The sequence below is a fragment of the Candidatus Protofrankia datiscae genome, from assembly GCF_000177615.2.
GTDB lineage: Bacteria > Actinomycetota > Actinomycetes > Frankiales > Frankiaceae > Protofrankia > Protofrankia coriariae.
Map to the genome: position 1 here is coordinate 71806 of NC_015656.1, position 25440 is coordinate 97245.

Annotated in this window: 20 protein-coding genes, 1 tRNA gene and 1 pseudogene; 7 read left to right on the forward strand and 15 right to left on the reverse strand. The window is 68.2% G+C overall.

From position 1 onward, the window contains the following. Positions 1-136 precede the first annotated feature (136 nt). A pseudogene (locus FSYMDG_RS23655) lies at positions 137-2139 on the reverse strand (ABC transporter ATP-binding protein). Between the two features lie 129 nt (positions 2140-2268). Between FSYMDG_RS23655 and FSYMDG_RS25510 the strand changes: the two are divergent. After that, positions 2269-2583, forward strand: coding sequence for a hypothetical protein (locus FSYMDG_RS25510; RefSeq protein ID WP_131796139.1), 315 nt, complete (start codon positions 2269-2271; stop codon positions 2581-2583). Here FSYMDG_RS25510 and FSYMDG_RS00225 read toward each other — a convergent pair. Both FSYMDG_RS00225 and FSYMDG_RS00230 read right to left on the reverse strand, forming a co-directional pair. Beyond that, a complete protein-coding gene (locus FSYMDG_RS00225) occupies positions 2576-4462 on the reverse strand; it encodes an ABC transporter ATP-binding protein (RefSeq protein ID WP_013871631.1) in 1887 nt (628 codons plus the stop codon). The two genes, FSYMDG_RS25510 and FSYMDG_RS00225, sit on opposite strands and share 8 nt — an antisense overlap. Positions 4463-4588: 126 nt before the next feature. Continuing rightward, a complete protein-coding gene (locus tag FSYMDG_RS00230) occupies positions 4589-6013 on the reverse strand; it encodes a lysine N(6)-hydroxylase/L-ornithine N(5)-oxygenase family protein (RefSeq protein WP_013871632.1) in 1425 nt (474 codons plus the stop codon). A gap of 456 nt (positions 6014-6469) precedes the next feature. On the opposite strand from FSYMDG_RS00230, the gene FSYMDG_RS00235 reads away from it, so the two are divergent. Continuing rightward, a tRNA-Ala gene (locus FSYMDG_RS00235) sits at positions 6470-6545 on the forward strand. A 24-nt stretch (positions 6546-6569) separates the two neighbouring features. On the opposite strand, the gene FSYMDG_RS00240 is transcribed toward FSYMDG_RS00235, so the two are convergent. From FSYMDG_RS00240 to FSYMDG_RS00255, 4 genes are all read right to left on the reverse strand, one after another. Further along, on the reverse strand, positions 6570-7565 hold the full coding sequence (locus tag FSYMDG_RS00240) for a tyrosine-type recombinase/integrase (RefSeq protein WP_202797653.1): 996 nt from the start codon (positions 7563-7565) through the stop codon (positions 6570-6572). Between the two features lie 104 nt (positions 7566-7669). Next, positions 7670-7864: a helix-turn-helix domain-containing protein gene (locus FSYMDG_RS00245; protein ID WP_013871634.1), complete on the reverse strand. Its 195-nt coding sequence runs from the start codon at positions 7862-7864 to the stop codon at positions 7670-7672. Next, positions 7861-9402: a replication initiator gene (locus FSYMDG_RS00250; protein ID WP_013871635.1), complete on the reverse strand. Its 1542-nt coding sequence runs from the start codon at positions 9400-9402 to the stop codon at positions 7861-7863. Before FSYMDG_RS00250 ends, FSYMDG_RS00245 begins: the two co-directional genes overlap by 4 nt. Before the next feature lie 1030 nt (positions 9403-10432). Further along, positions 10433-10837, reverse strand: a complete 405-nt coding sequence (locus tag FSYMDG_RS00255) for a hypothetical protein (protein ID WP_131771964.1) — start codon at positions 10835-10837, stop codon at positions 10433-10435. A 300-nt stretch (positions 10838-11137) separates the two neighbouring features. On the opposite strand from FSYMDG_RS00255, the gene FSYMDG_RS00260 reads away from it, so the two are divergent. After that, entirely contained in the window at positions 11138-11899 is a 762-nt protein-coding gene (locus FSYMDG_RS00260; protein ID WP_013871637.1) for a GntR family transcriptional regulator, read from the forward strand. 679 nt (positions 11900-12578) lie between these two features. On the opposite strand, the gene FSYMDG_RS25515 is transcribed toward FSYMDG_RS00260, so the two are convergent. Further along, positions 12579-12716, reverse strand: coding sequence for a hypothetical protein (locus tag FSYMDG_RS25515; RefSeq protein WP_157490950.1), 138 nt, complete (start codon positions 12714-12716; stop codon positions 12579-12581). A gap of 1348 nt (positions 12717-14064) precedes the next feature. Here FSYMDG_RS25515 and FSYMDG_RS00270 point away from each other — a divergent pair. Next, on the forward strand, positions 14065-16233 hold the full coding sequence (locus FSYMDG_RS00270) for a bifunctional polysaccharide deacetylase/glycosyltransferase family 2 protein (RefSeq protein WP_013871639.1): 2169 nt from the start codon (positions 14065-14067) through the stop codon (positions 16231-16233). A gap of 20 nt (positions 16234-16253) precedes the next feature. On the opposite strand, the gene FSYMDG_RS00275 is transcribed toward FSYMDG_RS00270, so the two are convergent. Both FSYMDG_RS00275 and FSYMDG_RS00280 read right to left on the reverse strand, forming a co-directional pair. Continuing rightward, a complete protein-coding gene (locus tag FSYMDG_RS00275; protein ID WP_165440832.1) occupies positions 16254-16697 on the reverse strand; it encodes a transposase in 444 nt (147 codons plus the stop codon). A 92-nt stretch (positions 16698-16789) separates the two neighbouring features. After that, complete coding sequence (locus FSYMDG_RS00280) at positions 16790-17980, reverse strand: ferredoxin reductase (RefSeq protein WP_013871641.1); 1191 nt, start codon at positions 17978-17980, stop codon at positions 16790-16792. Positions 17981-18447: 467 nt separating this feature from the next. Between FSYMDG_RS00280 and FSYMDG_RS00285 the strand changes: the two genes are divergently transcribed. Next, positions 18448-19128 carry a PhzF family phenazine biosynthesis protein gene (locus FSYMDG_RS00285; protein ID WP_013871642.1) on the forward strand — a complete coding sequence of 227 codons (681 nt, stop codon included), beginning with the start codon at positions 18448-18450 and terminating at the stop codon, positions 19126-19128. Between the two features lie 267 nt (positions 19129-19395). Here FSYMDG_RS00285 and FSYMDG_RS00290 read toward each other — a convergent pair whose 3' ends face one another. From FSYMDG_RS00290 to FSYMDG_RS00310, 5 genes are all read right to left on the reverse strand, one after another. Beyond that, positions 19396-20061, reverse strand: coding sequence for a pentapeptide repeat-containing protein (locus FSYMDG_RS00290; RefSeq protein WP_013871643.1), 666 nt, complete (start codon positions 20059-20061; stop codon positions 19396-19398). Between the two features lie 189 nt (positions 20062-20250). After that, complete coding sequence (locus tag FSYMDG_RS00295; RefSeq protein WP_349304129.1) at positions 20251-21147, reverse strand: IS3 family transposase; 897 nt, start codon at positions 21145-21147, stop codon at positions 20251-20253. A gap of 11 nt (positions 21148-21158) precedes the next feature. Beyond that, positions 21159-21449 carry a transposase gene (locus tag FSYMDG_RS27660; protein ID WP_043602641.1) on the reverse strand — a complete coding sequence of 97 codons (291 nt, stop codon included), beginning with the start codon at positions 21447-21449 and terminating at the stop codon, positions 21159-21161. Between the two features lie 55 nt (positions 21450-21504). Further along, positions 21505-22308 carry a helix-turn-helix domain-containing protein gene (locus tag FSYMDG_RS00305; protein ID WP_013871645.1) on the reverse strand — a complete coding sequence of 268 codons (804 nt, stop codon included), beginning with the start codon at positions 22306-22308 and terminating at the stop codon, positions 21505-21507. 215 nt (positions 22309-22523) lie between these two features. Beyond that, entirely contained in the window at positions 22524-23342 is an 819-nt protein-coding gene (locus tag FSYMDG_RS00310; RefSeq protein WP_050803641.1) for an SAM-dependent methyltransferase, read from the reverse strand. A gap of 364 nt (positions 23343-23706) precedes the next feature. On the opposite strand from FSYMDG_RS00310, the gene FSYMDG_RS00315 reads away from it, so the two are divergent. Together FSYMDG_RS00315 and FSYMDG_RS00320 are read left to right on the forward strand one after the other, a co-directional pair. Next, complete coding sequence (locus FSYMDG_RS00315; protein ID WP_013871647.1) at positions 23707-24513, forward strand: ABC transporter ATP-binding protein; 807 nt, start codon at positions 23707-23709, stop codon at positions 24511-24513. Then, on the forward strand, positions 24510-25406 hold the full coding sequence (locus FSYMDG_RS00320) for an ABC transporter permease (RefSeq protein WP_013871648.1): 897 nt from the start codon (positions 24510-24512) through the stop codon (positions 25404-25406). The genes FSYMDG_RS00315 and FSYMDG_RS00320 overlap by 4 nt, the downstream gene beginning before the upstream one ends. The last annotated feature ends 34 nt before the right edge of the window (positions 25407-25440 follow it).

The following is a 25440-nucleotide window of genomic DNA, read 5'->3' on the forward strand; positions in this document are numbered from 1 at the left end:
GCACCAACGACCTCGGCGGCATCCGAGCCCGCCCGTACAGAGCATGATCGCCGGTTGTTTGTCGTTCTGTACGCTTTTCGGGCCGGTGGGCGTACGTAACGACAAACAACCGGCGATCTTTTCTTTGCCGGGTGTTCTACTGGCTGGCAGGGGCGTCCTGCGGCGTGCGGGTGTCGGACCATGCCTCCCACAGGGCGGCGTAGCGTCCGCCGACGGCGATGAGCTCGTCGTGCGTACCGGTTTCGACGATCCGCCCGTCGTCCAGGACGACGACGAGGTCCGCGCCGGCCGACTGGGTGAGACGGTGCGCGACGACCAGCCCGGTCCGGCCCGCCAGCGCCTGCTCGGCGGCGGCCTCCAGGATGCGGGCACCGGCGCTGCCGGCGTCCGCGGTGGCCTCGTCGAGGATCGCCACCGGCGGATCGGTGAGGACCAGGCGGGCGAGCGCGAGCTGCTGGGCCTGCGTGACGGTCAGTCGGTGCCCGCCCTCCCCCACCACGGTGGCCAGCCCCTCGGGCAGCGCCTTCGCCCACCCGGCCGCGCCGACGCGGTCGAGCGCCGCGAGCAGTTCGTCGTCGCTGGCGTCCGGGCGGGCCAGGCGCAGGTCGTCGGCGAGTGGACCGGCGAAGACGTGCACGTCCTGGGAGATCAGGACGACTGTCCGGCGGACCGCGGCCGGGCCGAGTTCGTCCAGCCCCACGCCGCCGAGCGCGATCGACCCGCTGGTGGGGTGGTGGATGCCCGCGATGAGCCTGGCCAGGGTCGTCTTGCCCGCGCCGCTGGCGCCGACGAGCGCGACCCGTTCGCCCGGCTCGATGTCGAGGTCGACGTCACGCAGCACCTCGTGACCGGGCCGGTAGGCGTGGCCGATACCGGCGGCTCTGACCGAGGCGTCCACCGGCGCGGCGACCGGCCTGCTGACCGACCCCCTGACCGGCGTGGTGACTGCGGTGGCGGCCGAGACCACGGACGACACGGTGCCCGACGCGTCGGCCGGCGCGGCATTCGACGTGCTGGTCAACACGTTGGCCGGCGCACTGGCTGACACGTTGGCTGGGCGGGTCGGTGCGGTTCCGGCGTCGTCGGGATGTCGGCGACGCCCACCATCCGGGCCAGGCTCGCGGTCGCGGCCTGGGCCTCGTCGACGAGCGCCAGCGCCACGTTGATCGGGTTGAACAGGTTGTGGAAGTACAGTGCCGCCGCGGTCGCCGTGCCGATTGTCACCGATCCGTTGCGTACCAGCAGGAAGCCGACCGTGAGGACGGCGGCGAGACCGATGAACTCGGCGAGGTTCAGCCGGGCGTAGAACCGCGTGATCAGGTGGATTCCCCGCAGGGCCAGGTCGACGGTGGTCCAGGAGCGTCGGGTGACCCGGCCGATGTGTTCGTCGTCGCGGCGGAACGCCCGGACGGTGGCCGCACCGCCGATGGTGTCGAGGAGCTGCTGCTGCTGGGCGCCGGCGGCGATACGTTGCCTGGCGTAGAGGGGAATGCTGCTCCCGGCGTACCAGCGGACCGCCTGGAACTGGACGGGCGCGGCGAACAGGGCCGCGAGCGTGAAACGCCAGTCGAGGACCGCGAGCCCCACCAGGGTGAACCCGATGGTCAGAGCGGCGTGGGCCATCTCCGGCAGCGCTCCGCGGACCGCTTCGGTGATCCGCGTGACATCGTTGGTCACGCGTGAGGTCAGGTCGCCGGTGCCGGCGCGTTCCACCTGTTCCAGCGGCAGGGTGAGCGCGCGCGCCACGAAGCGTTCGCGCAGGACGGCCAGCACGCCTTCGCCGAGCCGGGCGACGAGGGTGACCCCGACAGCGGTCAGCACGCCCTGCGCGGCCGCGACGACCACGAGCAACACGACCGGAGTGATGATCGCGTCGGTCGACCGGCCGTCGGCCACGAGGTCGACGATGTGGCCGAGCAGTGGCGCGGTGAACAGGCCGACCACCGTTGACAGGGCCAGCACACCGAACGCGGCGATGGTCAGCGCCCGCCGCTCACGCAGCAGCCCGCCAACCGCGGCACGGATGCGCGCGCTGGTCGCGGTGGGCAGCAGTTCCCGGCTGTCGTCCGTCCGCGCGGAGACCTCAGGCCTGCTCACGGACGCTTCGGGCCTGGCCGCGGACGCCTCGGGGCTGGTCATCGTCGGTTCTCCCGCGTGGTCATCGTGTCAGAACGAGTACTCAGGGCCACCCATCTGGCCTGCGCGTCAGTTCTCGTGCGGACACTTGTCATCACATGGACACCATCCGCCATATGAACACCGTCCGCCGTGCGGACGCTGCCCACTGTGTGGACACCGCTCGTCCCGTGGACGGCGCTTACCGTGTTGACGGCGTCCGTCCCGCGAACAGCGCCTACCGCATGGGTGGCGTTCTCCATACGGATGGTGACCATCGGATGGACACTGTCCGCAGTGTGGACACTGCTCGCTGTGGGGAAGGTGCTCACCAGGTGGGCACTGTCCGCAATATGGACAGCGCTCACCGTAAGGAAAGCGGTCGTCGTGGGGATAGCGACCGCTGTGTGGACAGCGCTGTTCGTCGTGGGGACGGTGGTCATCAGAAGGACGGTGATCGTCATGTGAGCACGGTTGCCCGGTAGTCCGCGTGGCCGTGGACGAGTTCGCCATGGGTGCCATCGGCGATCACCGTGCCCCCGTCGATGACCACCACGCGGTCGGTCGCCGCGAGCAGTGCCGGGCTCGTCGTGATCAGGATGGTGGTCTGGCCGCGGCGGATGTCGCGTATACCGGCCGCGATCCGCGCCTCGGTGACCGCGTCCACCGCCGTGGTGGGGTCGTGCACGGCCAGCACGGGGGAGTCGACGGCGAGTGCGCGGGCGAGCGCGATACGTTGCCGCTGCCCGCCCGACAGTGACCGTCCACGTTCAGCAAGTATTTCGTCGACACCGTTCGGGAGGCTGCTCGCGACCTCGTCGGCCCCCGCCGCCACCAGCGCCCGTCCAACCACACCTCCGGTACGGGCCTCCACCACGCCACCGGCATCGGCACCGACCGAGATCCCGGCACCGACCGAGATCCCGGCACCGACCGGGCTCCTGGCACCGATGCCGACCGCGGCCGGGCCGTTTCCGGGGCCATGCCCGGTGAGACCACCCCCGACAGCAACAGGCTGACGTCCGGCGGGCTCATCTTCGGCCGGGCCACCGTGGGGTGTGGGCACCACGACGTTCTCGATCAGGGTTCCCTCGAACAGCTCCGCGTCGTGCGCGGCCACCAGGACCGCGGCGCGGACCGCCGCCGGGTACACCTCGGACAGCGGCATCCCGTCGAGTTCGACCGAACCGCTGTCCGGATCCGCCTCGCGTCCCAGACACCGCAGGACGGCGGTGGCCGCCGCCGGATCGGCCACGACAATCCCCAGCAGTTCGCCGGGGGCGGCGGTGAACGTCAGGCCTCGCAGCGGCCCGTAGGTCACGTCCTGGAAGCGGACCTGGCCCCGCACCGACCCGGGAAGGCTCCTCGTCCCGGCTCCGACCGCCGGGGGCGCCGCCAGCACCGAGGCGATGCGGCCGGCGGACGCCCGGCCCTGGGCGAACTCCGCGTTCACCCAGGCGAAGATCGATAGCGGTCCGAGCAGGAACTGGGCGAGCCCGACCGCGGCGATCAGATCACCGATCGAGATGTCGCCCTCGGCCGCGAGCCGGCCCGCGACCAGCGCGACCAGCGCGATGAAGATGCCCGTCAGCGCGAGGACGCCGCCGTCGTGCCAGGCCTTCGCGCTGGCCGCCCGCAGGGTCGCCTGCAGGGAGTCCTGGCTGGTACGCCGGTAGCGGGCGATGGCGGCCGGCTCGGCGCCGATGCCCTTGAGTACCCGCAGCCCGGCGACGAGGTCGGCGGCGACGCCCGAGGCGTGCGCGGCGCGTTCCTGCTCGGTGTCGCTGCGGCGTTCCAGCGGCCGGCCGAGCAGGTGCGTCCCCCACAGCAGGAACGGCGCGCCGAACAGCACCAGCAGACCGAGCGGGACGGAGACCGTGAGCAGCGCGACCGCGCCGACCAACAGGCCGGTGACGGCCGCGATCGACGCGGGCAGCGCCGCGCTCACGATGCCGACCCGCTGGGCGTCCCCCGTGGCGATGCTCACCAGTGCCCCGGACAGGCGACCGGTTTCCGCGCCCGCCCGCGGGTCCAGGACACGGCGGGTGAGCTGGATGCGCAGGTTGTGCGCGGAGCGTTCGGCGGCACGTTCCCCGAACCGCGCGCCGAAGCGGTAGCAGAACGAAAGGCCGGCGAACGTGACCGCGAGGACGGCGAGCCAGCGGAGAATGTCGCCGGTGGATCCGGTCGACACGGCCCGATCGATGATGATCCCGATCAGGACCGGGACCAGGGCCTCCCCGATCTGATGCCCCGCGACCATCACCGAACCCACAGCGATCCGACGCCACTGGCTGATGATCGAGCTGATGAGGACGTCCCGTCCCGACGGCCCGCCAGTATGCACCCGTGTCCTCCGGTCCGTTGCTCGTCGTCCTCCGACTGCGGCCGATCATCCCTTGACGGTGACCGGATGGCTCGTCCGTGCCGTCGCCGCGGCCGTACCGGCCTGGTCAGCCGTACCGGCGTCTGGTCAGCCCAGCGCCAGGGCCGGTGCGTCGGCGGTCACCCCGTCCGCGGCCGACGCGCCGTCGGCGCGATCGTCACCACGGTCATAGACCTGGTCGTCGACCTGGTCGTCAGCATGATCGAGGGCGGAGCGCAGGAGTTCCCCGGCTCGGACGGCGACGTTCGACAGCAGCGTGGAGGAGATGCCGTGCGCGTACTCGGTGGCGCCCGGAACGTAGATGCCGGCCGTGGTCCCCGCCGAGGTGACCAGCCGGTAGTCGCGCCGCACCCGCAGCCGGCCGGTGTCGTCGACGTCGCACACCGCCGCCATACCGCCGAGCAGACGCCACGGGTCGCGGGGACGGTAGCCGGTGGCCAGCACCACCACGTCCACGTCGAGGGTCTGGCGCCGGCCGGTGGGGAGGAACTCGATGGTCGCCCGGACGCCGTCCGGGACGTCATCCAGGTCGATGACCCGGGACGCCCGCACCATGTGCAGCCGCTCGGCGCCGCGCACCTTCTCCTGGTAGAGGCGGCGGTACAGCTCGTCGATGAGGTCGGTGTCGACCACCGAGTAGTTGGCCCCCCGGTGGTAGTCGAGCAGCATCGCCCGGACCTCGTCGGACGCGTGGAAGAAGTCGTCGACCGCGGTCGGGTCGAAGATCTGGTTGGCGAACGAGCTGTCGTCGGCGGGGCTGAAGCCGTAGCGGGCGAACACCGTGTGCACCGCGGCCCGCGGGAAGTTGGAGTGGAGGTATTCGGTCACCTCGGCCGCGCTCTGGCCGGCGCCGACGACGAGGAACCGCTCCCGCGGTGTCGACGGTATGGCGTTGACGCGGTAGAGCAGGTCGTGGTTGTGCCAGACCCGCTCGGTGATCTCGAACCCGTCCGGTGCGCGAGGTTCCAGACCGGCCGCGATGACGACGTTGCGGGCGCGGCGCACCTCGGTCCGCTCGGGGTCCCCGCCGCGCCGGCTCACCACGTCGATGAAGGCGATCTCGCTGCCGTGGGTGACCGGCCGTAGGTCGACGACTTCCGAGTCGTACTCCACGAAATGGTCGAGGCGGCCCGCCGCCCACTCCAGGTAGTCGTGGAACTCGTACCGCAACGGGAACATTGTCTTGTGGTTGATGAAGTCCACCAGCCGGTCCTGGCCGTGCAGGTAGGACACAAAGCTGAAATCGCTCGCCGGGTTGCGCAGGGTGACGAGATCCTTCAGGTAGGACACCTGCATGGTGGCGCCGTCGAGCAGCATTCCCCGATGCCAGCCAAAGCGTTTCTGGCGTTCCAGGAAGGTGACCCGCAGCGCCGCAGAGGGCTCCACCTGGGCGTTGTGCTCCTCGACGGCGATCGCCAGGGCGAGGTTGGAAGGCCCGAACCCGATCCCGATCACGTCGTGGACACCGAGTTCTGTCAGTTCTCCGGCCCGCTCGTGCAGACGTCCTACCACGGCTGCCCTTCCAGTCATGTGACCGCGTCGGCGCTGACCAGACGTACCTCGTCCGAGGACGCTCAGGCGGAGCACCATGTCATGATTATTAGTTAAGTTAGGCTTACCTATACTCGGAATAATTCGTCGGTGTCAAGGTTGTGCATCTCTTCGTGTTCCGTTGCGTACAGCCTGTTGTGTACTCCTTCGCAGCCCGTCCCTGTGACTGACTTCATTAAGTTTGCCTAACCTAACTTACAGTGAATCAGGTAATGCTGTCCGGCGGATCGCGACAACACCGGTCGCGTCCGGAGTCGTGATGCACGGAGAGGGATCGCGATCCGCCCCTGCGCGACGGCGGGCCTCCCGCGTCCCGGCTCTGGAGCCCCCGCGTCGTACGCGGCCGACTCGGCCGCCGCAGAGTCACACTCCGGCCCACCGGAGCCCCGGTGTCGTACTCTTGGTTGGGTCGTCTCCGGGGGCGTAGCTCAATTGGCAGAGCACTGCCTTTGCAAGGCAGGGGTTAGGGGTTCAAGTCCCCTCGTCTCCACCAGGCACTTTGGCTGATCGTCGATCTTCACGGGCTGTCCTCAGTCAGCGGATCGTCAGCAGGGTCGGTCAGGGCTGCCCGAAGCCGATCATGATAGTCCTTCGGTCGGTGGGTGTACCGGTTCAGGGTCGTACTCGCATGCTCGTGTCCGAGCGCGACTTGCACGACGTTGACCGGCACCCCTTCAGAGATCAACCATGTGGCGTAGCAGTGCCGAAGAGCGTGGAAGGTCAGCGACGTCGGTAGCCCCGCCTTCCCCCGGGCCGGTACCCACACGTACCGCCGGAAGTTCGAGCGCCGGAGGGGATGTCCGACCGTGTCCGGGAACACGAGATCATCCGGCGCGGGTGGGACGATCTCACGGTGCCGGCGGAGGTAGGCCACGAGGAGGGGAGGGATCGGCACCGTCCGCCGGCCCGCTTCCGTTTTCGGGTAGGGCTTGACACTGATCTTCCCGGAGACCTCGACCGCGGTTTCGACCACAGTGAGTTCGGCGGCAGTCAGATCAACCCGAGTCCAGCGCAGGCCGACGCACTCCCCCCACCGTAGCCCGGTGTACGCCGCGAGGAGCACCAACGCCCGGTAGCGTTCCGGGAGCTCCGGGAGCAGCTTGCCCGTCAACTCCGCCCGTGTGATCACAGTCTCGGCTGTGGCCCGCTTGCGTCGCGGAGGCAGCCGCACCCCTTCGCAGGGGTTGACCGGGATCAGCCGCGCACGAACCGCCGCCTTCATGATCGAGAACAGGATGCCGTGGCACGACGCCACGGTCTGTGGCGACAGTTTCGCGGCAAGCCGTGTGACCCACGCCTGAACGTCGAGAAAACCAATCTTGTTCAACGGCCACTCTCCCCACTGTGGCAGCAGATGACAACGCAGCCTCGAGACACCGGCCGCCGCCGTGGTCAGTTCCACCTGCCGGCTTTCCTGCCAGCGTCGCGCATGGTCCCGGAACAGCACCTTGCCCGCGGACGGGTCGAGGTAGGTGCCCCGTGCCTTTTCCGTTTCCACCCCGGACAGGAACACGTTCGCGTCCTTTTTGGTGCGGAACGTTTTCGCGCGTTGCCGGCCCGACGGGTCACGCCAGTTCGCGCGCCACGTGCCGGCCGGAGTTTTCACAACATGGCCCATCAGGCAGCCTCTCGCCCGGACAGCCACGCTTCGAACCGCGCCCGGGGGATGATCCAGCGTCGTTCCCCGGCCCGTACCGCGGGAATCTCCCCCGTACGCGCCATGGTGTAGGCAACACCACGGCTCACCCCGAGCAGGGCCGCGACCTCTTCCACCGTGTACGTCAGCCGCACGACCTTGTTATCGGCACTCACGCTGCACACTCCCTTTCCATCGAGGATTCGGACCCGGGACGACGAACGGCTTCCCTTCGCGACCGGGCCTGGTCTGCGGCTTGCAGGGCCAGCCATGTGTCACTGGGGGTTTTGTAACCCGACCCCTGGTAGCGCCAGTCGGTGACGGTGACGACCTGGTCGTCATCCTCGGGTCGGCCCCAGGCATCCAGCGGGATGCGTTCTCCCCCGGTGGGGGTGTGGGTGCGCGCCCAGACCCGCCGTGCGGTTCGCCGTGCGGTGAACGTGGTCGAATACCGCCGGGATTTGCTCAGCCAATGCCCGTTGAACCCGAATTGGTGCGCCCACTTCCGCAGATTCAGATCAGCCAACTCCGGAACCCTGCCCAACCGCCACGCGGCATGCGCCAGTCGGGCGTGATGCGGGGTGAGGAACGGCAGTCGGGCGTGTAGGTCGTCGGTGTCACGGAACCGGCGATCGAGTGCGCCGGAATCCACCACACTTTTCGTGATGTATTTGGCGAGGTAGTTCCCGACCGCGAGCGGAGTAAGGTCCCCGCCCTCGACCCGCACATGCCGGGTGTCGCACTGTTCCCCCCAGCGGGCGTACGTCATCGCCGGGAACGGGTCGACCGGGTCCGGACGGTGCTCCTCGCCGAGGGGGCCCCCGTCGACGAGCGCGGACAGCGCGTCAGCGTCCGTGGGCAGGTCGGCAGCGTGCGGGTCCGGGCAGGGTTGTTCGGCGTGGGTGACCGCCCAGCGCCAGCAGTGCGCGAGCAGCTTCCCCGACGCCCAGGCGGGCGGAGGCGCCCACGTCCCGTCCGGGGTGGTGGCGTCGTCGAGACGCAGCAGCGCGTGATAGTGCACCGCGCCGCGTGCCTGACCTTCCGCGACCTTCACATAGGAGATCCGGACCGCCTGCCGGCACTGCCGTTCGGAGATCCCCTCCATGTGGGCCATCCGCCGGTAGGCCAGGTCCACGGTGCGTTTCCACAGCCGGCCCGCGGTCCGATTCCACACGATCAGACCCGCGTCGTCGTGACAGTCTGGGCACAGCGCCTGCCCGAGCAGCGGGTCACCCTCGGCGTGCACTCGCCAGCAGCCCGAGGCGATCCCGTGTGGGCAGCGTCCCCGGCGTCGCCGGCAGACCTGGGGCGGACCGTGCTTGGCCCGGGAGTGCACCGGCCCGAATGACGGCGCGGTCACTGTGACGAACAGGCCCGGGTGGGTCGCCACCGACTCCGGTACCCCGGCACCGCCGACCATCCCGGCATGGACGATCTGCCAGGCGTCCCCGGCGTACAGGTAGGAGCAGGACGGGCACACCGACGCCCGCCGGTTCCCGCACGGCACCAGGATCACCCCGTCCGGCAGGTCGGTGGTGTCGAACGTCCGGCGGATCTCCCCGGAGGCGGTGTCGATCTGATCAACCCGGCCGGTCAGGCGCACCGGGTTTGTGCAGCCCGCGACCCGGTCCAGTTGGGTGAGGAACGCCGACGCGGAGCCGTCCGCGACCCGGGGAGCCAGCGACCGGAAATAGTCCGAGTCCAGCACCGACATGCGGTGTTCCTCCTTTCACGGGCACGCGGCAGGCAGGGACAATGCAAGCGTGGAATGGTGGGGGAAAGCAGCCAACAAAACCGGTGGGTTCCCGGTGGGATGTCGACGGAAAGCCGGTAGAAAACCGGTGGTGAAAAAGACCGTGGGGCGCTGCCCCACACCCCGGCCCTTCCTCCGAGGAAGGGGTTCGAACATAGGTTCGCCTTGGGTGGTGGGGGTGGTTGGGTGGTGGTTTTCCTCGTCGGACGGGCACCCGGAGGGCTACCGGGGAACCCCCCACCCATGCCGAGCTTGGCAGGGTGGTTGATGATGTCGGTGGGGCATGGGCGGGAGAACCCCCGGTAGAGGCAAGCTTGCCCGCCCGACGAGGAAAACCACCAGCGTCGAACTATGGGACGGTGGAAACCGTGTGGTCACGACATACGAATGCTCAGCAGACATGCAGACACCCCGGACGTCAGCGCACAGGAAAGGTGACGTCTGGCGGTACCTACGCCGAGCCCATACCCGTATCCCGGGTAGCCCGTCCGTGTTGTAGGCCCCCGCGCACGCCCCGGGCACCGCATCCCCGAGAGCCGCCATGAGCCCCGATGAGGACCACCCGTCCGCTTACGTGCGCAACCCCCACCGGCGCAGCTTGGGCGCCAGCGAGGAGCCGGACAGCAGCCATCATAACGGGCCAAGACGTGCGGACGTTCCCGACCACGGACAGGGACCGGGGGCGAGGGCGGAGCGGGCAGCGTCCCCCATCCCCGGCAGCCAGGCAGACGCGAGCACATCCCGTGCGGCCCCGGGCAGCCCATCACTCGTGACGGTGGTAGCTCCGTTCCTTTGCGAGGTAGTAGACGGCGCCGCACTCGTCCACGAAACCGCCGTCCCCGGTGGACTCGCACGGCCATGACACACCAGAGACAGATGAGTTCCCCGTCGCCGCGACCGAAGCGGGAGCGGTGTTCCTTCTGCGCGAACGGAGAGCGGACGCGTGGCGAGTGGACTGCGAGCGGGTACGAGACACGACCAGGCCCCCGTCTCAGGCGACCGTCGACGCGACGGCCGGAACGGTCACACGGCCCGATGTCGGCAGGTTTGACGTCCGCTCCTCATGAGCGATCATCCGTGCGACGCGATCCCGCACCCATTCCACCCACACCGCTTTCCGGCCGGTCGCAGGCGTCCGCTGAAGATTTTCCGCAGCGTCCCGCACCTTACTAATACCGTAAAAGACGATCAGAAAGTCAACCTCTTCACGCAGTGCGGCGAGCATGTCGAGGTCTTCCGGAGTGCACATCGAAAGCATGCTCACCGCCGCAACCATCTCGTCAAACGAGAGCGGGACCATCGCCCGGAGCACGGTCACCGGCGGGTAGTCGATGTCATCGAACGGCATGGAAACCGACCGGTCGATCACAGGTGAGGCATGCGTACGAACCGTCATCGTGTGAACTCCGCTCCACTCGCGTCCCCGCAGGGACACACCAGTTAAGACGCGGAAGGCGACCGCACGGTCAGACGCGGTATGCTCGAAGAGCATCGTCATTGGTGCGTCTGGCCCGTGGTGGGTTGCCTCCCACCCGGGCCTTCTTTATGTCCGAAGTCCCGGGCTCTTGTCTCCGCTGAGACGGGTTGCCTCCCGCCTCGGCACCACTCAACGGTACCAGATGTCTTAAGGCATGTCTAGACGTGCCCTAGGGCATGTTCAAGATCTTTGCGATGGCTGGCGGATATGCTCTAGGGCATGTCCGCGCCAAGCCGCCCGCCGTATACCCGGATCGCGGCATCGCTGCGAGACAAGATCGAAGCGGGGGAGTACCCGCCGGGTAGCCGGCTTCCCCCACACCGCGAACTTGCCCGGACGTTCAATGCCGCTCAGGAGACGATCCGTCGCGCGATCGCTCAACTTCAGGCGGAAGGGCTTGTTGAGACCCGAGGCCAGCACGGAACCTTCGTCCAGACCCGGCCATCGGTCCGACGCATCACCACCGACTTCTACCGGCGACGCCCGCCGGGCTCTACGGAGTCGACGTCGCCATTCGCCCGATCCGCCGCAGCATCGGGCGGACGAGCGTCCTGGGATCACCAGACGACGCGTGAGACGGCAGACGAGCAAGTTGCCGAACGGCTCGCCATCCAGCCCGGTGAACCCGTGATCGTGACGCGGTACCTCTACCGCTACGACGGAACCCCGATTCAAACGGCCGTCTCATGGGAGCCCGCAGCCCTCACGGCAGGCACGCCGATCGAGCTTCCCGAGGAAGGCGCAGCAATCGGCGTTGTGGCCCGTTTTGACCTGATTGGCCAGCGGATCGACTCGGTGGAAGAAGAGATCGTTTCGCGGCTACCGACGGCCGACGAAGGCAAGGCGCTCGAACTACCACCGGGTGTCTCCGTCCTTGCGATGAAGCGCACCTACCGCGTGGGCGACAAGCCGGTTGAGACCGCAGACATCGTCATGGCCGGTCATCGATCCATACTCTCCTACCGGCTTGCGGTGACCTGAGGCGAAGCCGGAAGGACGCTCCAGGGCGGTTGTGGGGGTGGCTGGGGAAGCGGGCCGGAGCTTCCCCAACGGGCGTTTCCGCAGGTGAGCCAGGGGAAGCAGGGCAGGGAAGCAGGTAGGGGAACTTCCCCGAGGTCCGGCCGCTTCCCCGCACACTTCCCCATTGATCCCCTTCACGATGCGTTACTATTTGTAACTATCTGGTCGGGTTTCGGTATCGGGATGGGTTGTGCCAACTTTCCTTACTTGTTCAAGGGCGACCCTTCGGGCCGCCAGGCGCACCCCCGACGCACACGACACGCAGCGCGCGGGTGCCCGGTCGCTTCCGCCGCGCATCACGGGGCCCCGCCTCCCTCCGGTCGGCACCCCGTGGCGCGTCGGGCGCCCACCCGCGCGGCGCGTCGGAACGCCGGAGCCGCGCCCAGGAGTCAGCGAATCGTCAGCAAGAGCGTCAACGCCCAATGTCAGCCGACAGCACCGAGCCACGCGGTAGGAGTACCCCGACGCACCCAAAAGCATCAAAAACGGTCGTATAGCTCAGAAGCGCATTATTTGCAAGGCAGGGGTTAGGGGTTCAAGTCCCCTCGTCTCCACCCAGCAGTACCAGGCGGTTTGCCGGTGAGCTCCCGTCAGCGCGGGGCGGGCCAAGGCCCCGCGCGAACGAATCCGCGAACGTGGCTTATGCGGACTTGGCCTGCGGCCCTTCTTCCTCCGTCTCATCGGCTGTGTCGGGCGGCTCAGGGGCGGCCTGGTCAGCGGGTGGTTCGGGTGTGCCGAGGATCGCGTTCGCGATCTGGCCGGCGGTCTCCTTGTCCATGCCCGGGATCACGTGTAATGGTGACGCTGATCTGCGAGTGGCCGAGAATCTCCATCACGACCCGGGGGTGCTGTCCCTCATCGACGCCCTGTGCTACCGGCCGCCCTACGAACAGACCCGCGACCACCGACGGCCCGGTAGCGACGCCGACCCGGCCGGGGATCCCAGCCCGGTTCTCGCCGACCGTTACATCTGCCCGGACCCCTCCCACGACTACGTGTGGTACCGGCCGGAAGTCGGCACCCCCGTCCCCGAATGCTCGAGGCCATCACGGCCCGCTGGTTCGAGGCTGAGGTGCTCGCCGCGTTCTGGCAGGCCGTCGGTGGCAAACTCGCCGACCGGTCCACCCGCTGGTGCGGCTGCGGACCCTGCCGCGCAACCGCGTCCATGCGGTACTCGCTGATTATGGGTACATCCGGGCGGGGAGATGCTGGAGTGCGCCGGGTCGGGAGTGGCTGGTCGGACTGCCGCTACCGGCGGCCTCCCGCCATGTCTGTTGCGTTCAGCGGAGCCAGGACATGGCAAGCCCAGCCAAACCGCTGATCAGACCGCCGGCGCGAGCTCGGTAAACGCAGCCGACACTCGCAGCCGCGGTTCGGCGTCGACGGCGAGTTCGTAGTGGCCCGGCGGATGTTCCGCCACGTTCGCCTGCCCGGAACCGACAGTCTATGCGGAGCGGTGTTTGTTGCGGTCGGCTATCTGGTGGTGGCCAATCGTAGACTTCCCTGATTCCTTGACTATACGGCTTGACTATATGGAGAGCGAGGTCGCGTCCCGGCACTGTTCGATCCGGGTGGAGGCTACCCGCCTGATCGCTGGCGACCCGTAATGACTAGTCTCGCGGCGTGGCTACCGTTTGGAGAAGACAACCGGTATTCGTCGCACAGTCCGGCAGGCGGGCACGGCGGGTCCGGCGTGTCGGGTGGGTGCTGGGAGCCGTGATGCTCGGCTACCTCGGTTTGATGGCGGCGGGTCTGTCGGGTGTAGCCACGGTTCCCGGCGTGACGTTGCCGCCGTTGTTCGGCTCCTCCGACCGGCCGGCTCCCACACCCTCCCCGAACTCTGGTTCCGACGCCGGCCTGGACGCCGCTGCCAGGGGCATGCCACGCGCACAGGCGTCGGTCGCGGCGCCGGTGCGACCGGTGACCACTCCCGATCCGTCCGGCCTCTCCGGCCCGCCCGGGATATCGGCTGCCTCAGCGAGCGGCGTGTCGGGACTGCTCCCGGCGGCCACTGTCGTTGCGGTGTCCTCCACGCCGCCGCGGGCTGTCGCCTCCCCCAAAGGCCAGGGCCAGGGCAGGCCGACCGCGCAGGGAAGGCCGACGTCCAAGCCGAGCCCGTCGAAGCCGTGAGGCATCGGCGTGACGCGCACCGGACCCCCCGGGCGCACTGGCTGCTGCTCGCGCTGTTCATCGGCACATTGGCGAGCATGCTCGGGATTCAGGGATTCGCCCGGCACGGAACCGGTCCGGCCCGTACCCCCGCTCCCGACGGCCCTGTCGAGGAGACGGCGGTGAGCCCGGGGGACGGACTGGGCGGGCCGGTCCTCGACCTGTCCGGCCCGGCCCCCCAGGGGCGTGGCCTGCCTGCCCGAACGGTCGCGCTGACGTTCGACGACGGACCCGACCCGCGATGGACACCTGCCATCCTCGACGTGCTGCGTCGTCACCGGGCGCAGGCCACCTTCTTCGTCGTCGGCTCCCGCGTCTTAGAACACCCTGAGCTGGTCCGGCGTATCCGGCAGGACGGTCATCAGCTCGGTATCCACACCTTCAGCCACTGTGACCTCACGGCTGTGCCCACCTGGCGCCGCCGGATCGAGGTCTCCCTGTCGCAGTCCGCGCTGGCCGCCGCGACCGGCGCGACGTCCAGTCTGCTGCGACCGCCCTACTCGTCCACCCCGGCCGCGCTCACCGCCCCCGCTTACACCACCTACCGTGAACTTGCCTCGCAGGGCTACCTCACCGTCCTCGCCGACATCGACTCCCGCGACTGGACCCGTCCCGGAGCTGACGCGATCGTGCGGGCGGCCACCCCCGCGGGCACGGACGGTGCGGTCGTCCTGTTCCACGACAGCGGCGGCGACCGGAGCCAGACCGTTGCGGCCGTGGACCAGCTACTGGACGTACTGGACGCGCGAGGCTACCGCCTCGTCACACTTTCAGATGGACTACGGCTACCGTCCGACGTCACCACTCACCCCGCCGACACCGCCACCAGGCTGCGCGGCCAGGCGCTGCTGGCCACCTACCGGATCTCCAGCACGCTGACCTGGACGCTGACCGCCTTCCTCGTCCCGCTCACCGTGCTCACTCTCCTGCGTGCCGTGGTCGTCACGGTGATCGCCCGCCGGCACTGGCGGCTCGCCGACCGGCGGCACAAGGTCGCCGACCGGCGCCGCCGTTCGTCCGCGGGATTCCGTCCGCCGGTCAGTGTGATCATTCCTGCCTACAACGAGGCGGTCGGCATCGCCGACACCGTCCGCTCGATGGTCGCCAACGACTACCTCGATCTTGAGGTGATCGTGGTCGACGACGGCTCCACCGATGGCACCGCCGACATCGTCGAACAGCTCGGACTGCCCGAGGTGGTGGTCGTTCGGCAGGCCAACCAGGGCAAACCGGCCGCTCTCAACCACGGCATCGCCGTTGCCTCCGCCGATGTGCTCGTCCTCGTCGACGGGGACACCGTCTTCGAGCCGGACACGGTCCGCCACGCCGTCCAGCCGCTGTGCGACCCGGCCATCGGCGCCGTCGCCGGCAACACCAAGGTCGGTAACCGGCAGGGGCTGCTCGGCCGCTGGCAGCACATCGAATACGTGCAGGGCTTCAACCTTGATCGTCGGATGTACGACATGCTCCAGTGCATGCCGACCGTGCCGGGGGCGATCGGTGCGTTCCGCCGTGAGGCGTTGGAATCGGTCGGAGGCGTCTCGGAGGACACTCTCGCCGAGGACACCGATCTGACCATGGCGCTGTGCCGCGCCGGCTGGCGGGTCGTCTACGCCGAGCAGGCCCGGGCCTGGACCGAGGCGCCGGCCACCCTCAGCGCTCTGTGGCGGCAGCGGTACCGCTGGTCTTACGGCACGATGCAGGCGATGTGGAAGCATCGGCATGCCGTGGTCGAGCGTGGCGCTGCCGGCCGGTTCGGCCGCCGCGCACTGCCCTATCTGCCGATGTTCCAGGTCCTGCTGCCGATGCTCGCTCCCGTCATCGACCTGATGGCCCTTTACGGTCTGCTGTTCGCTGACGGTGGCCTCGTCCTGACCTCCTACGCCGGCTTCCTCGCCGTCCAGTTCGTCACCACCGCCTACGCCTTCCACCTCGACCGGGAACGGTTCGGCCCCCTGTGGACCCTGCCGCTCCAGCAGATCGTCTACCGCCAGGTGATGTACCTGGTGGTCATCCAGTCCGTGGTCAGCGCCGTGCTCGGCAGTCGGCTGCGCTGGCACAAACTCGCCCGCACCGGCAGCGCCGGCTCCGCGCTGGAAACCAGCACCCCCGTAGGACCAGCCTGATAACGGATCACCATTCTTCGCTACCGGCTGAGCGCTGCTCGGGACTGCCTCTTTCGGTGTCCGCGCTCTCGGAGATCTGTTCCAAGAGCGCGCGCTTTTCCCATGATGTCCAGCGCGGTCTCCGTGGTCACGAGACGTGCTTTTAGCCGCTCGTTCTCCCGCCGCAGCTTCTCCACCTCGATCTGCTCCGCCGACTTCACCGGCTTCTTCTCCGGACCACCGGCCCCAGCACCCGGCTTTCCTCCCAACGCTCCCGCGTCACGGGCCCGGGTCCACTCCACTACATGCGAGGAGAACAAACCCTCCCGGCGCAGGATCGCTCCTTTCTCTCCGTGCGGGGCGTTCTCGTACTCGGCGACGATCCGCAGCTTGTACGCCGTGCTGAACACCCGCCGCGACGGACGGGGTGCCGGGTCACGCGGCGGTGAGGACCGGCCGGGACGCTCCTGGGACTCTGACTCCACGAACACGAGGATCTCCGATCACACCCCCTGTAGCCAACCCGCACCCAGCGGATGTCTCACCCGAGACTGACACAGAGGGATGTGCCTATTCTCTACAGGTCGATTTCCACGTCGCCGGCCGCCGCCGACACGCAGGTCTGGACGAGTTCGCCTTCGTCGCCGTGCTCCAGGCCGGTGCGCAGGTCCCGGACGCGGCCAGCGGTGAGTCGGACCACGCAGCTGCGGCAGATTCCCATGCGGCAGCCGCTGGGCATGAGGACGCCGGCGTTCTCACCGACGACCAGCAGCGGTGTGTCGCCGTCAGCGTTTGCCTCCCGCCCGCTCCTGACGAACCGGACCCGGCCGCCGACACCACCACGGCGGACCGCCGGCTGGAAACGCTCCACCCGCAGGCGGTCCGCGAGCCCGGCCCGCTGCCAGGACGCCTCGGCGTCATCCAGCAGGCCGGTCGGCCCACAGGCCCAGGCCCACCGTTCGGTCCAGTCGGGGCAGATCACGGGCAGTGCCGCAACGGTGAGACGGCCGGTGTACCGGCCGTCGTCTGTACGCGTCCGGGTGTGGTGTTCGTGCAGACGCAGCTTTGGCAGCCGCGCCGCCAACCCGCGTAGCTCGGCGCCGAATATGACGTCCCGCGGGGTCGGCGCCGAATGCACGAGGACCAGGTCCGGTAGTTGGCCGCGTCGCACAAGGCCACGCAGCATCGACATCACGGGTGTGATTCCGCTGCCAGCAGTCAGGAAAAGTAGCCGCGGCGGGGGTGCCGGCGGCAGCACGAACTCACCCCGAGGACCTTCCAGGCGGACAACCGTACCCGCCGTGACACGATGGACAAGATAACGCGAGACCAGGCCGTCAGGGGTGGCCTTCACGGTAACCGAAATGCGGCCGTCCTGGCGTTCCGGCGGTGAGGACAGCGAATATGTACGCCAGTACCGGACACCGTCGACATCGACACCGAGCCGGACGTGCTGGCCGGCCTGGTGCTCGGTCCAGCCCAGGCCCGGACGAATCACGAGCGTTGCCGCGTCGACGGTCTCCGGCTGGACGGTCTCGATCCTGCCCCACATCTGCCGGCGTGACCAGAGCGGGTTGACCAGCTCGAGGTAGTTGTCGGGTAGAAGGGGAGTCGTCAGCGACTCCGCCGCGTTTGAAACGACCTTCCGGATGCCTGGCCCGAACCTTCTCGCGGCATAGCCGACAGCCAGTTTGCCGTCGATACGAAAAACTGGATCCGTCGACAGAACGACCTTTTTCACTGTTACATCCCACTCGGCGGTACGCATGTTCCGTGAAGCTCGGGTTTCTGTTCGCGAACCCTACACCGAAAAACCGCGATCAGCATGATCGAAAATCGCGTCGTATGATCTTTCTGCGGATGTCTTCGGAGGCATGGAGCGGACAGTTCAAGAAACAATGCCAGAAACGTCGGAGCAGGCTCTCGTCGCCCTTTCATGTACTTCTGGTGTGGAGCGGATGCACCGGATGCACCGGATGGGCCCGGCGGGTCGGCAGGCGAACGGAGATACTCGTCTCGGTCTCGTCACCAAACGTGACATGATGACGGCTCGACCGTCCTGGTCCGTGTTCCGGTGTTCAGGACGGGCGACGACAGGCCGCCGGACACGGCCGCTTGTCCGGCGCGGTCTCGCCTCTGCGATCGGTGGTGGGATCGCTGAAGCCGTGGCTGTGACCGGGTGACAACGGGCAGGATGGCCTCGAAGCGCCTGGAAACCGAGGGGAGACACCAGCGGTGGTTACGGTACGGGTCGTACGGGTCTTCACCGACCAGGCAGGCAACCACGGCAACCCTCTCGGCGTCGTCGAGGATGCCGCCAGCGTCGTCCCCGACCCGGCGCACCGTCAGGAGATCGCCGCCCGTCTCGGCTACAGCGAGACCGTCTTCATCGACGACGCCGCCACCTCCGCGATCAGCATCTACACCCCCCGCGCGAGGCTTCCCTTCGCCGGACATCCCGCCGTCGGCGCCGCCTGGACACTCGGCCGTGTCCACGGCACCCCGCGGGAGGTGCTGCGGACCGAAGGAGGAGACGTCCGCACCTGGACGGACGATGGCGTCGTATGGGTGCGGGCCTCCCTGGCCAGCACCCCTCCGTGGTGGCACGAACGTCTCGACGACCCCAAACAGGTCGACGATCTCACCGGCCCGTTGGACCCCAGCCAGGACCTCACCCAACTGTGGGCGTGGGAGGACGAGGACGCCGGCATCATCCGGGTGCGGACCTTCGCCGACCGGGTCGGCATCCCCGAGGACGAAGCCTGTGGTTCCGGCGCCATGCGCCTGGCCGCCGGCCTCGGCCGGGCCCTGACCCTCCACCACGGCGGAGGCTCCGTCATCCACGCCCGCCCGGGCCCTCCCGGCCACGCCGACATCGGCGGAACCGTCACCGAGGACGCCCCCCGCATCCTCTGACCGACCCGGCGCGAGCAGACGCGAACCCGATCCGGCCCTGAGAGATCGGCCCTGGTCAGATGGCTCGGCGCGGACGCCGTCCAGGCGCGGAAGTCGGTCACGAGCCCTTCTGCCGCTTCCTCTCGACGACCGGCCACCCGTCGTGTGCGGCCTCCGCTGAAAGCTCGCTGGACAACGCTCGCCTTACAGGCGAGTGGGCGCAGGCTCGATCCCTGTCGAGATGTTCGATCCCTGCCGGAGTCGCCCGCGAAGAGCGGTCCTGGCTCGTCAACCGTCCTTGACGGTGATGCCGAGCGCCCGGGCGAGCAGCGGCGCAAGGTCCAGTAGCTGGACGGTGTCGATGGTGGCGCCTTTCAGCGCGTCGATCCCCTCGGCGATCCCGAGAGCCGCGCCGCGCAGGTCAACCTCGTTCAGACGGGCCTTGTCCAGCCGCACCCCGTCCAGCGTCGAGCCGGGGAACGTCACGCCTGCCAGCGTCGCACCGCCGAAGTCGACGTCCCGCAGCAGGCAGTTCACGAACTGCACCTCCCGCAGAGCGGCGGTACGCCAGTTCACCGAGTCGAACTTGCAGCTGAAGAAGGTCACCCGACGCAGTTGCGCGCCGAACGCCTCCACACCCGCCAGGGCACCGGAGACGATCTCTGTGTCCAGCCAGTTCGTCTCCGCCAGATCGGTGCCCACCCAGCGCACAGTGTGGAACCACACGCCGTTGAACCGGGCGCGCCGCATCCGACCGCCGTTGAACGTCACCGAGGAGAACGCGGACTCGGTGAACCGCGCGTTGCTGGCGTCGACGTCATCGAAGGTGCCCCCGTCCGCATGGACGGTCTCATAGACGCTCTCCCGCTCCAGCCCACCACCCAGCGGCTCCAGATAGCCCACATACGGCAGATCAGCAAGCTCCCGGGCTACCGTGGACGCAGAGAACCTCACACCTACCGAGTATGCCCACCCCCCACCACCAGCCGACCGTCTCGCACCCCTGCCGGAGGCTGGCCGCCGGCTATATCTCGCGGGCGATCCGGGTGAGTGCGGCCACGGTGGCCTTCGGGGGCGCGCTGGCTATGGCCAACTGGGACATGACCTGTAGTGGAGGGTTCCCACTTTCGTGGACAGTCCTAACTATGCAGCACGAAGTGTTTGTCCGTCAAATTCTTCCTCGAACTCGACAGGCGTGAGATAGCCGATCGAGGAGTGCAACCGCTGCCGGTTGTAGTAGATCTCGACATATTCGAAGATCCCCGCCCGGACGCGGTCTATGGTATCGAACGGGTGGAGGTGGACGAACTCCTTCTTGAGGGTGGCCCAGAAGGACTCCGCCGCGGCGTTGTCGAAACAGATCCCGGTACGGCCGACGGAGTTTCGGACGTTGTTGTCGCGACAGAAGGCGACGAACTCACGGCTGGTGTACTGACCGCCTCGGTCGGCGTGGAATATGACGCCGCCGGGTGGCCGCCGGCGGGTGACGGCCATACGAAGCGCGTCGAGAACGAGTTCGGTGCGCATGTGATCGGCGACCGCCCAGCCGACGATCTTCCGAGAGAACGCGTCGATGACGGAGGCCATGTACACCCAGCCATCCCAGGTGCGAATATATGTTATGTCGCCGTACCACAACTGGTTCGGTGCGGACGCGGCGAAGTCTTGGCCGACAAGATCAGGCAGCGATGAGGAGTCCGCGGCCTGCACCGTCGTCACCGGCCGGCGGGGACGCGGATGCACGCTGACCAGGCCCATCGTCGCCATCAGCCGCTGGACCCGCTTGTAGGCGACGGCGACGCCCTGGCGGCGGATCTCGTGGAAGATCCGCCGCACGCCGTACCGCCCCTCGTGACGGTCGAAAACAGCTCTGATCATGGTCGACAAGGTGGCGTCGTCCTTCTCCCTCCGAGACGGGCCGCGTTTCTTCCACGCATAGTAGCCCTGTCGGGACAGGTCGAGTTTCTTGCACATGTAGTCGACGGGAAAGGTGTTCGCGCCGTCGGCGGACACAGGCTTCTTCGGAGCGTGTATCGAGATGAACTCGAACTTTACTTCTGCTCGCTCGCGAAGAAGCTCGCCGCTTTTTTTAGGAAGGCGATGTCCATCTGCGCCTGCGCGTACTTCTTCCGGAGCTCCTCAAGTTCCGCGCGCTCCGACACCGACAGCGGCCGCTCCTCGGTCTCGCCGTTCTCCTTCGCCTTCTTCACCCAGTTTCCCAACGTGGTCTCGTGGATACCCAGACTCTTCGCGACCTCGGTCACCGACCGGCCCGAGTCGAGCACCAACCTTACTGCCTCGGATTTGTACTCCTGGGTGAACTTCCGGCGAGCTGACCCCATGACGCTCCTTCCCTATGGACAGCGAACCTCAGGTTCGCTGTCCACGGAAGCGGGATCACTCCAGTAGGTACGGGTCGACCTCGTGGGGCTTGTCGAGGAAAAGGGCTCCGGTGAGCTGCTCGAGGTACACCACGTCGGTCTGGTCCGCCGCGGGTGACTCCGGCCCGGGAAAGCGAAGGATGGTGAACGCGCCGCACTCGGCCACGTGGGCGCCGAGCATGAACGGCATGATCTGGATCGTGATGTTCGGCCGGGTGGACATGGCGGCCAGATGCTCAAGCTGGGCATGCATCACTGCCGGTCCGCCGATCGACCGCCATAACGCTGCCTCGTCGAGCACGACCCAGAGTTGGGGTGGGTTCGGCCGCGACAGCAACCGCTGCCGACTTGTCCGGACCGCGACCCGCCGCTCCACGACGTCGGGTGTCAGGTGGTGGCCGCCGGCCGCGATGACCGCTCGGGCGTAGTCGGGGGTCTGCAGCAGCCCGGGAACGAACTGGACCTCGTAGCTGCGGATGAGAGTGGCCGCTTCCTCCAGGCCGATGTATGGCGCGAACCAGCTCGGCAGCACGTCACCGTAGGGCTGCCACCATCCTGGTGCGTTGGCTTCCGGGACCAGTTCCAGCAGCGGAGCCCGCTCGGCGGCGGCGGTGATGCCGTAGTAGGTCAGCAGGTCCGCGACGTCTCGTTCCTTGAAGCTGACCCGTCCGAGCTCCAGTCGGCTGATCTTCGATTCCGAGGCCCGGATGTGGTAGCCGGCTTCCTCCCGACTGATCCCGCGGTTCTCCCGCAGCTTGCGCAACTGGGAGCCGAGCAGAATCCGGCGCGCGGTGGGACTGCCCCCCGGCAGGTCGGTCATCTCTGCACCCCCGCAGCCGCGCTTGGCGTGGACAAACCCGCTGCGCGCTGGCTCAGTCGCGACACGCCCGCCGGGACCGGACGATAGCGTACTCCGAGCGTACGTCGATGACCGAGGCGACGAACATCATCACGCCGTGACCAGGACGGTTGGCCCGGGGAGCGGTCTGTGCTGCGGCTGTCGCGCCGCGTTGGAGCCGTGTGCTACCGAGCGCTTCAGAGCTTGCGCGCGACAGCGCCGAACTGGGGCACCTCTGGAGGAAGGCCACCAGCCGGGGCGGGATCGGGCCGCCATCGGGAACAGGACACGATGCCGGGCTCCAGAAGTTCCAGGCCGTGGAAGAAACGGGCGACCTCGTCGCGGCTGCGGGGGGTGATCGGCGGGGTGGCGTGTTCGTTCCAGTGGCGCATGGACGCGGCGTTGGCCTCGCCACCGAGTTCGTGCGTCGGGTGCGCGACCACCAGGTAGCTGCCGGATGGCACGTGGTCGATCAGGTGGTCGACCACCGCGACCGCCGTGTCGGTGTCGAGGATGAAGTTCAGACTGCCGAGAAACATGATCGCGGTTGGTTTCGCGAAGTCCAGGGTCTCGGCCGCGGCCCGCAGAATCGAACCGGGATCGTGGACGTCCACGTCGATGTAGTCGGTGGCGCCCTCGGGGGTTCCCACGAGCAGGGCACGGGCGTGCACCAGCACGAGCGGATCGTTGTCCACGTAGACGATCCGGCTGTCGGGGGCGATCCGCTGGGCGACCTCGTGGGTGTTGTCCGCGGTCGGCAGTCCGGTGCCGATGTCGAGAAACTGACGAATCCCCGCCTCGCCGGCGAGGTAACGCACGGCGCGGCCCAGAAACGCCCGATCGGCTCGGGCCACGTCCACAATGCCGGGGAACATCTGCCGGACCTGTTCGCCGACCTCGCGGTCCGCGGGGAAGTTGTCCCGGCCGCCCAGCCAGTAGTTCCATACTCGGGCGTTGTGGGCGACCGTGGTGTCGAATCCGAGATCGCCACCCCAGTCAGGTTGGTTTTCGGTAATGGCGGCGGACTGAAAGTTCCAGACCTTCGTCGGGTCCGCCGGGGGACCGCCGGGAAGAGGACCCGGGTCGGGGCTGGCGGGAGTCGACGTGTCCTCTGCCACTGGGGCGTCTCCTTCGCGGACATGGGATGGAAGCGGCACAAAGGTATGCCCGCGCGCCGGTGCCTGCCAGGGCGCGTCTGACGGATGTTCGATCGCGCGACCGGATGGGGCAACGAAGATGGCGTGGCGCGAAAGCGTAGGGAGAAAATGCCGTCTGGTCATGGCGGCCGATGCCACCGTGATGCTCGACGCACAGAGCTACGATCCGGGTCAGAGACCGTTCGGTCGGTCACTTTGCAGGACTTGGTCGGAAGGACCCGGCGTGGCAGACGACAGCGAGCTACCCGCCGTCCGGCAGCCGGTCGCTCGCCACGATCCTGGGGCCCTCGCTCCAGCGGGGATCGCGCTGGCCTTTACCGGGGTGGGAAAGGTTTTCCCGGACGGGACCGAAGCCTTGCGTGACATTTCTTTCACGGTGGGAGAGGGCGAGTTCGTAGCGGTGGTCGGGCCATCGGGGTCGGGCAAGTCCACGCTGCTGCGGATCGCGTCGGCCCTGACCGAGCCCTCGTATGGGACGGTAGTCGTGAGCACGGCCGTTCCCGGCTATGTCTTCCAGGATCCGACGCTGCTGCCGTGGCGCAGCGTGGAGGGTAACGTCGGCCTGCTGGCCCAGTTGGACGGTGTTCCCAGGCCCGAGCGACGCCGGCTCGTCGCGGAGGCGATCTCGCTGGCCGGGCTCACGGGTTTCGAGCGTCACCGGCCCAGGGCGCTGTCCGGTGGCATGCGGATGCGGGTGTCGCTGGCGCGGGCGCTGACCGTCCGGCCGTCGCTGTTCCTGTTCGACGAGCCGTTCGGCGCGCTCGACGAGATAACCCGGCAGCGGCTGGGGCAGGAGGTGCTGCGGCTGTATGGGCAGGAGCGGTTCGCCGGCCTGTTCGTCACGCACTCGGTCGTGGAGTCGGTCTGGCTCGCCAGCAGGGTGGTGGTCCTGTCCACCCGTCCGGGACGGGTGCTGGCCGAGATCGACGTCCCGTTCGACTACCCACGGCAGGTGGAGCTGCGGTTCGACGCGGCGTTCGGCCGCACGGCGCGTACCGTGTCCGAGGCGTTGCGGGAGTCCTTCGCGTGACCGCGGTGAAGCGGCCGCGGCCCCCGTCCCCCGCTTTCCCGGTGCCGCCGGCGGGACCGGCCGGACCGGCGGGACCGGCACGAGACGCATCCGCACATTCCTGCTGGGGCCGGGCCGTGCGGGTGGCGGTGCCGCCGCTGGCGGTGCTCGCCGTGGTTGTCGGTGTCTGGTACACGGTGAGCTACCTTGCGCTCGCGCCGCGTCGATGCTTTCTTCTCCCGCCGCCGCACGAGGTGGTCACTGACGGGTTCGGGGACTGGCCGACCTTCCACGAGATCCTCACCGGGCTGGGCGAGACCGCGCAGGTCGCGCTTGTCGGCCTGGCCATCGCCGCCGCGCTCGGCATGCTCTTCGCGGTGCTGATGAGCCAGGCGCGGTGGGTGGAGCGGTCGTTCTACCCGTGGGCGGTGGTGCTCCAGACGATCCCGATCCTGGCGATCGTTCCACTGATCGGGTTCTGGCTCGGATACGGGTTCTGGTCACGCACTGTTGTGTGCGTCCTCATCGCCTTGTTCCCCATCATCACGAACACCCTGTTCGGGCTGTCGTCAGTGGACGCCACGCATCACGACCTTTTCACGTTGCGTCGCGCGAGCCGGTGGGCGCGGCTGGTCCATCTCGAGATCCCGAGCGCTCTTCCGGCCGTGTTCACCGGGCTGCGGATCTCCGCCGGTCTGTCGGTGATCGGCGCGATCGTCGGTGACTTCTTCTTCCGGGAAGGACGACCCGGTATCGGCAGCCTCATCGACGACTACACGCGCGGGCTGGAGTCGGCACCACTGTTTGCCGCGATCATCGTGTCGTCTCTGTTCGGTCTGGCGGTGTTCTGGGTGTTCGGGCTGCTTGCGCACCTGGTCGTCGGGGACTGGCACGACTCGGGGCGGAGGTCGTGACCCTGGGCCGTGGCGATCGAACATCTGCCGGACA

Coding starts and splice junctions, on each gene's coding strand:
- FSYMDG_RS00260 (WP_013871637.1), top strand. CDS start 11,138: ATGTCCGCGCCAAGCCGCCCGCCGTATACCCGGATCGCGGCATCGCTG.
- FSYMDG_RS00250 (WP_013871635.1), bottom strand. CDS start 9,402: ATGTCGGTGCTGGACTCGGACTATTTCCGGTCGCTGGCTCCCCGGGTC.
- FSYMDG_RS00255 (WP_131771964.1), bottom strand. CDS start 10,837: ATGACGGTTCGTACGCATGCCTCACCTGTGATCGACCGGTCGGTTTCC.
- FSYMDG_RS25515 (WP_157490950.1), bottom strand. CDS start 12,716: ATGGACAAGGAGACCGCCGGCCAGATCGCGAACGCGATCCTCGGCACA.
- FSYMDG_RS00305 (WP_013871645.1), bottom strand. CDS start 22,308: ATGACCGACCTGCCGGGGGGCAGTCCCACCGCGCGCCGGATTCTGCTC.
- FSYMDG_RS27660 (WP_043602641.1), bottom strand. CDS start 21,449: ATGGGGTCAGCTCGCCGGAAGTTCACCCAGGAGTACAAATCCGAGGCA.
- FSYMDG_RS00280 (WP_013871641.1), bottom strand. CDS start 17,980: ATGCGTACCGCCGAGTGGGATGTAACAGTGAAAAAGGTCGTTCTGTCG.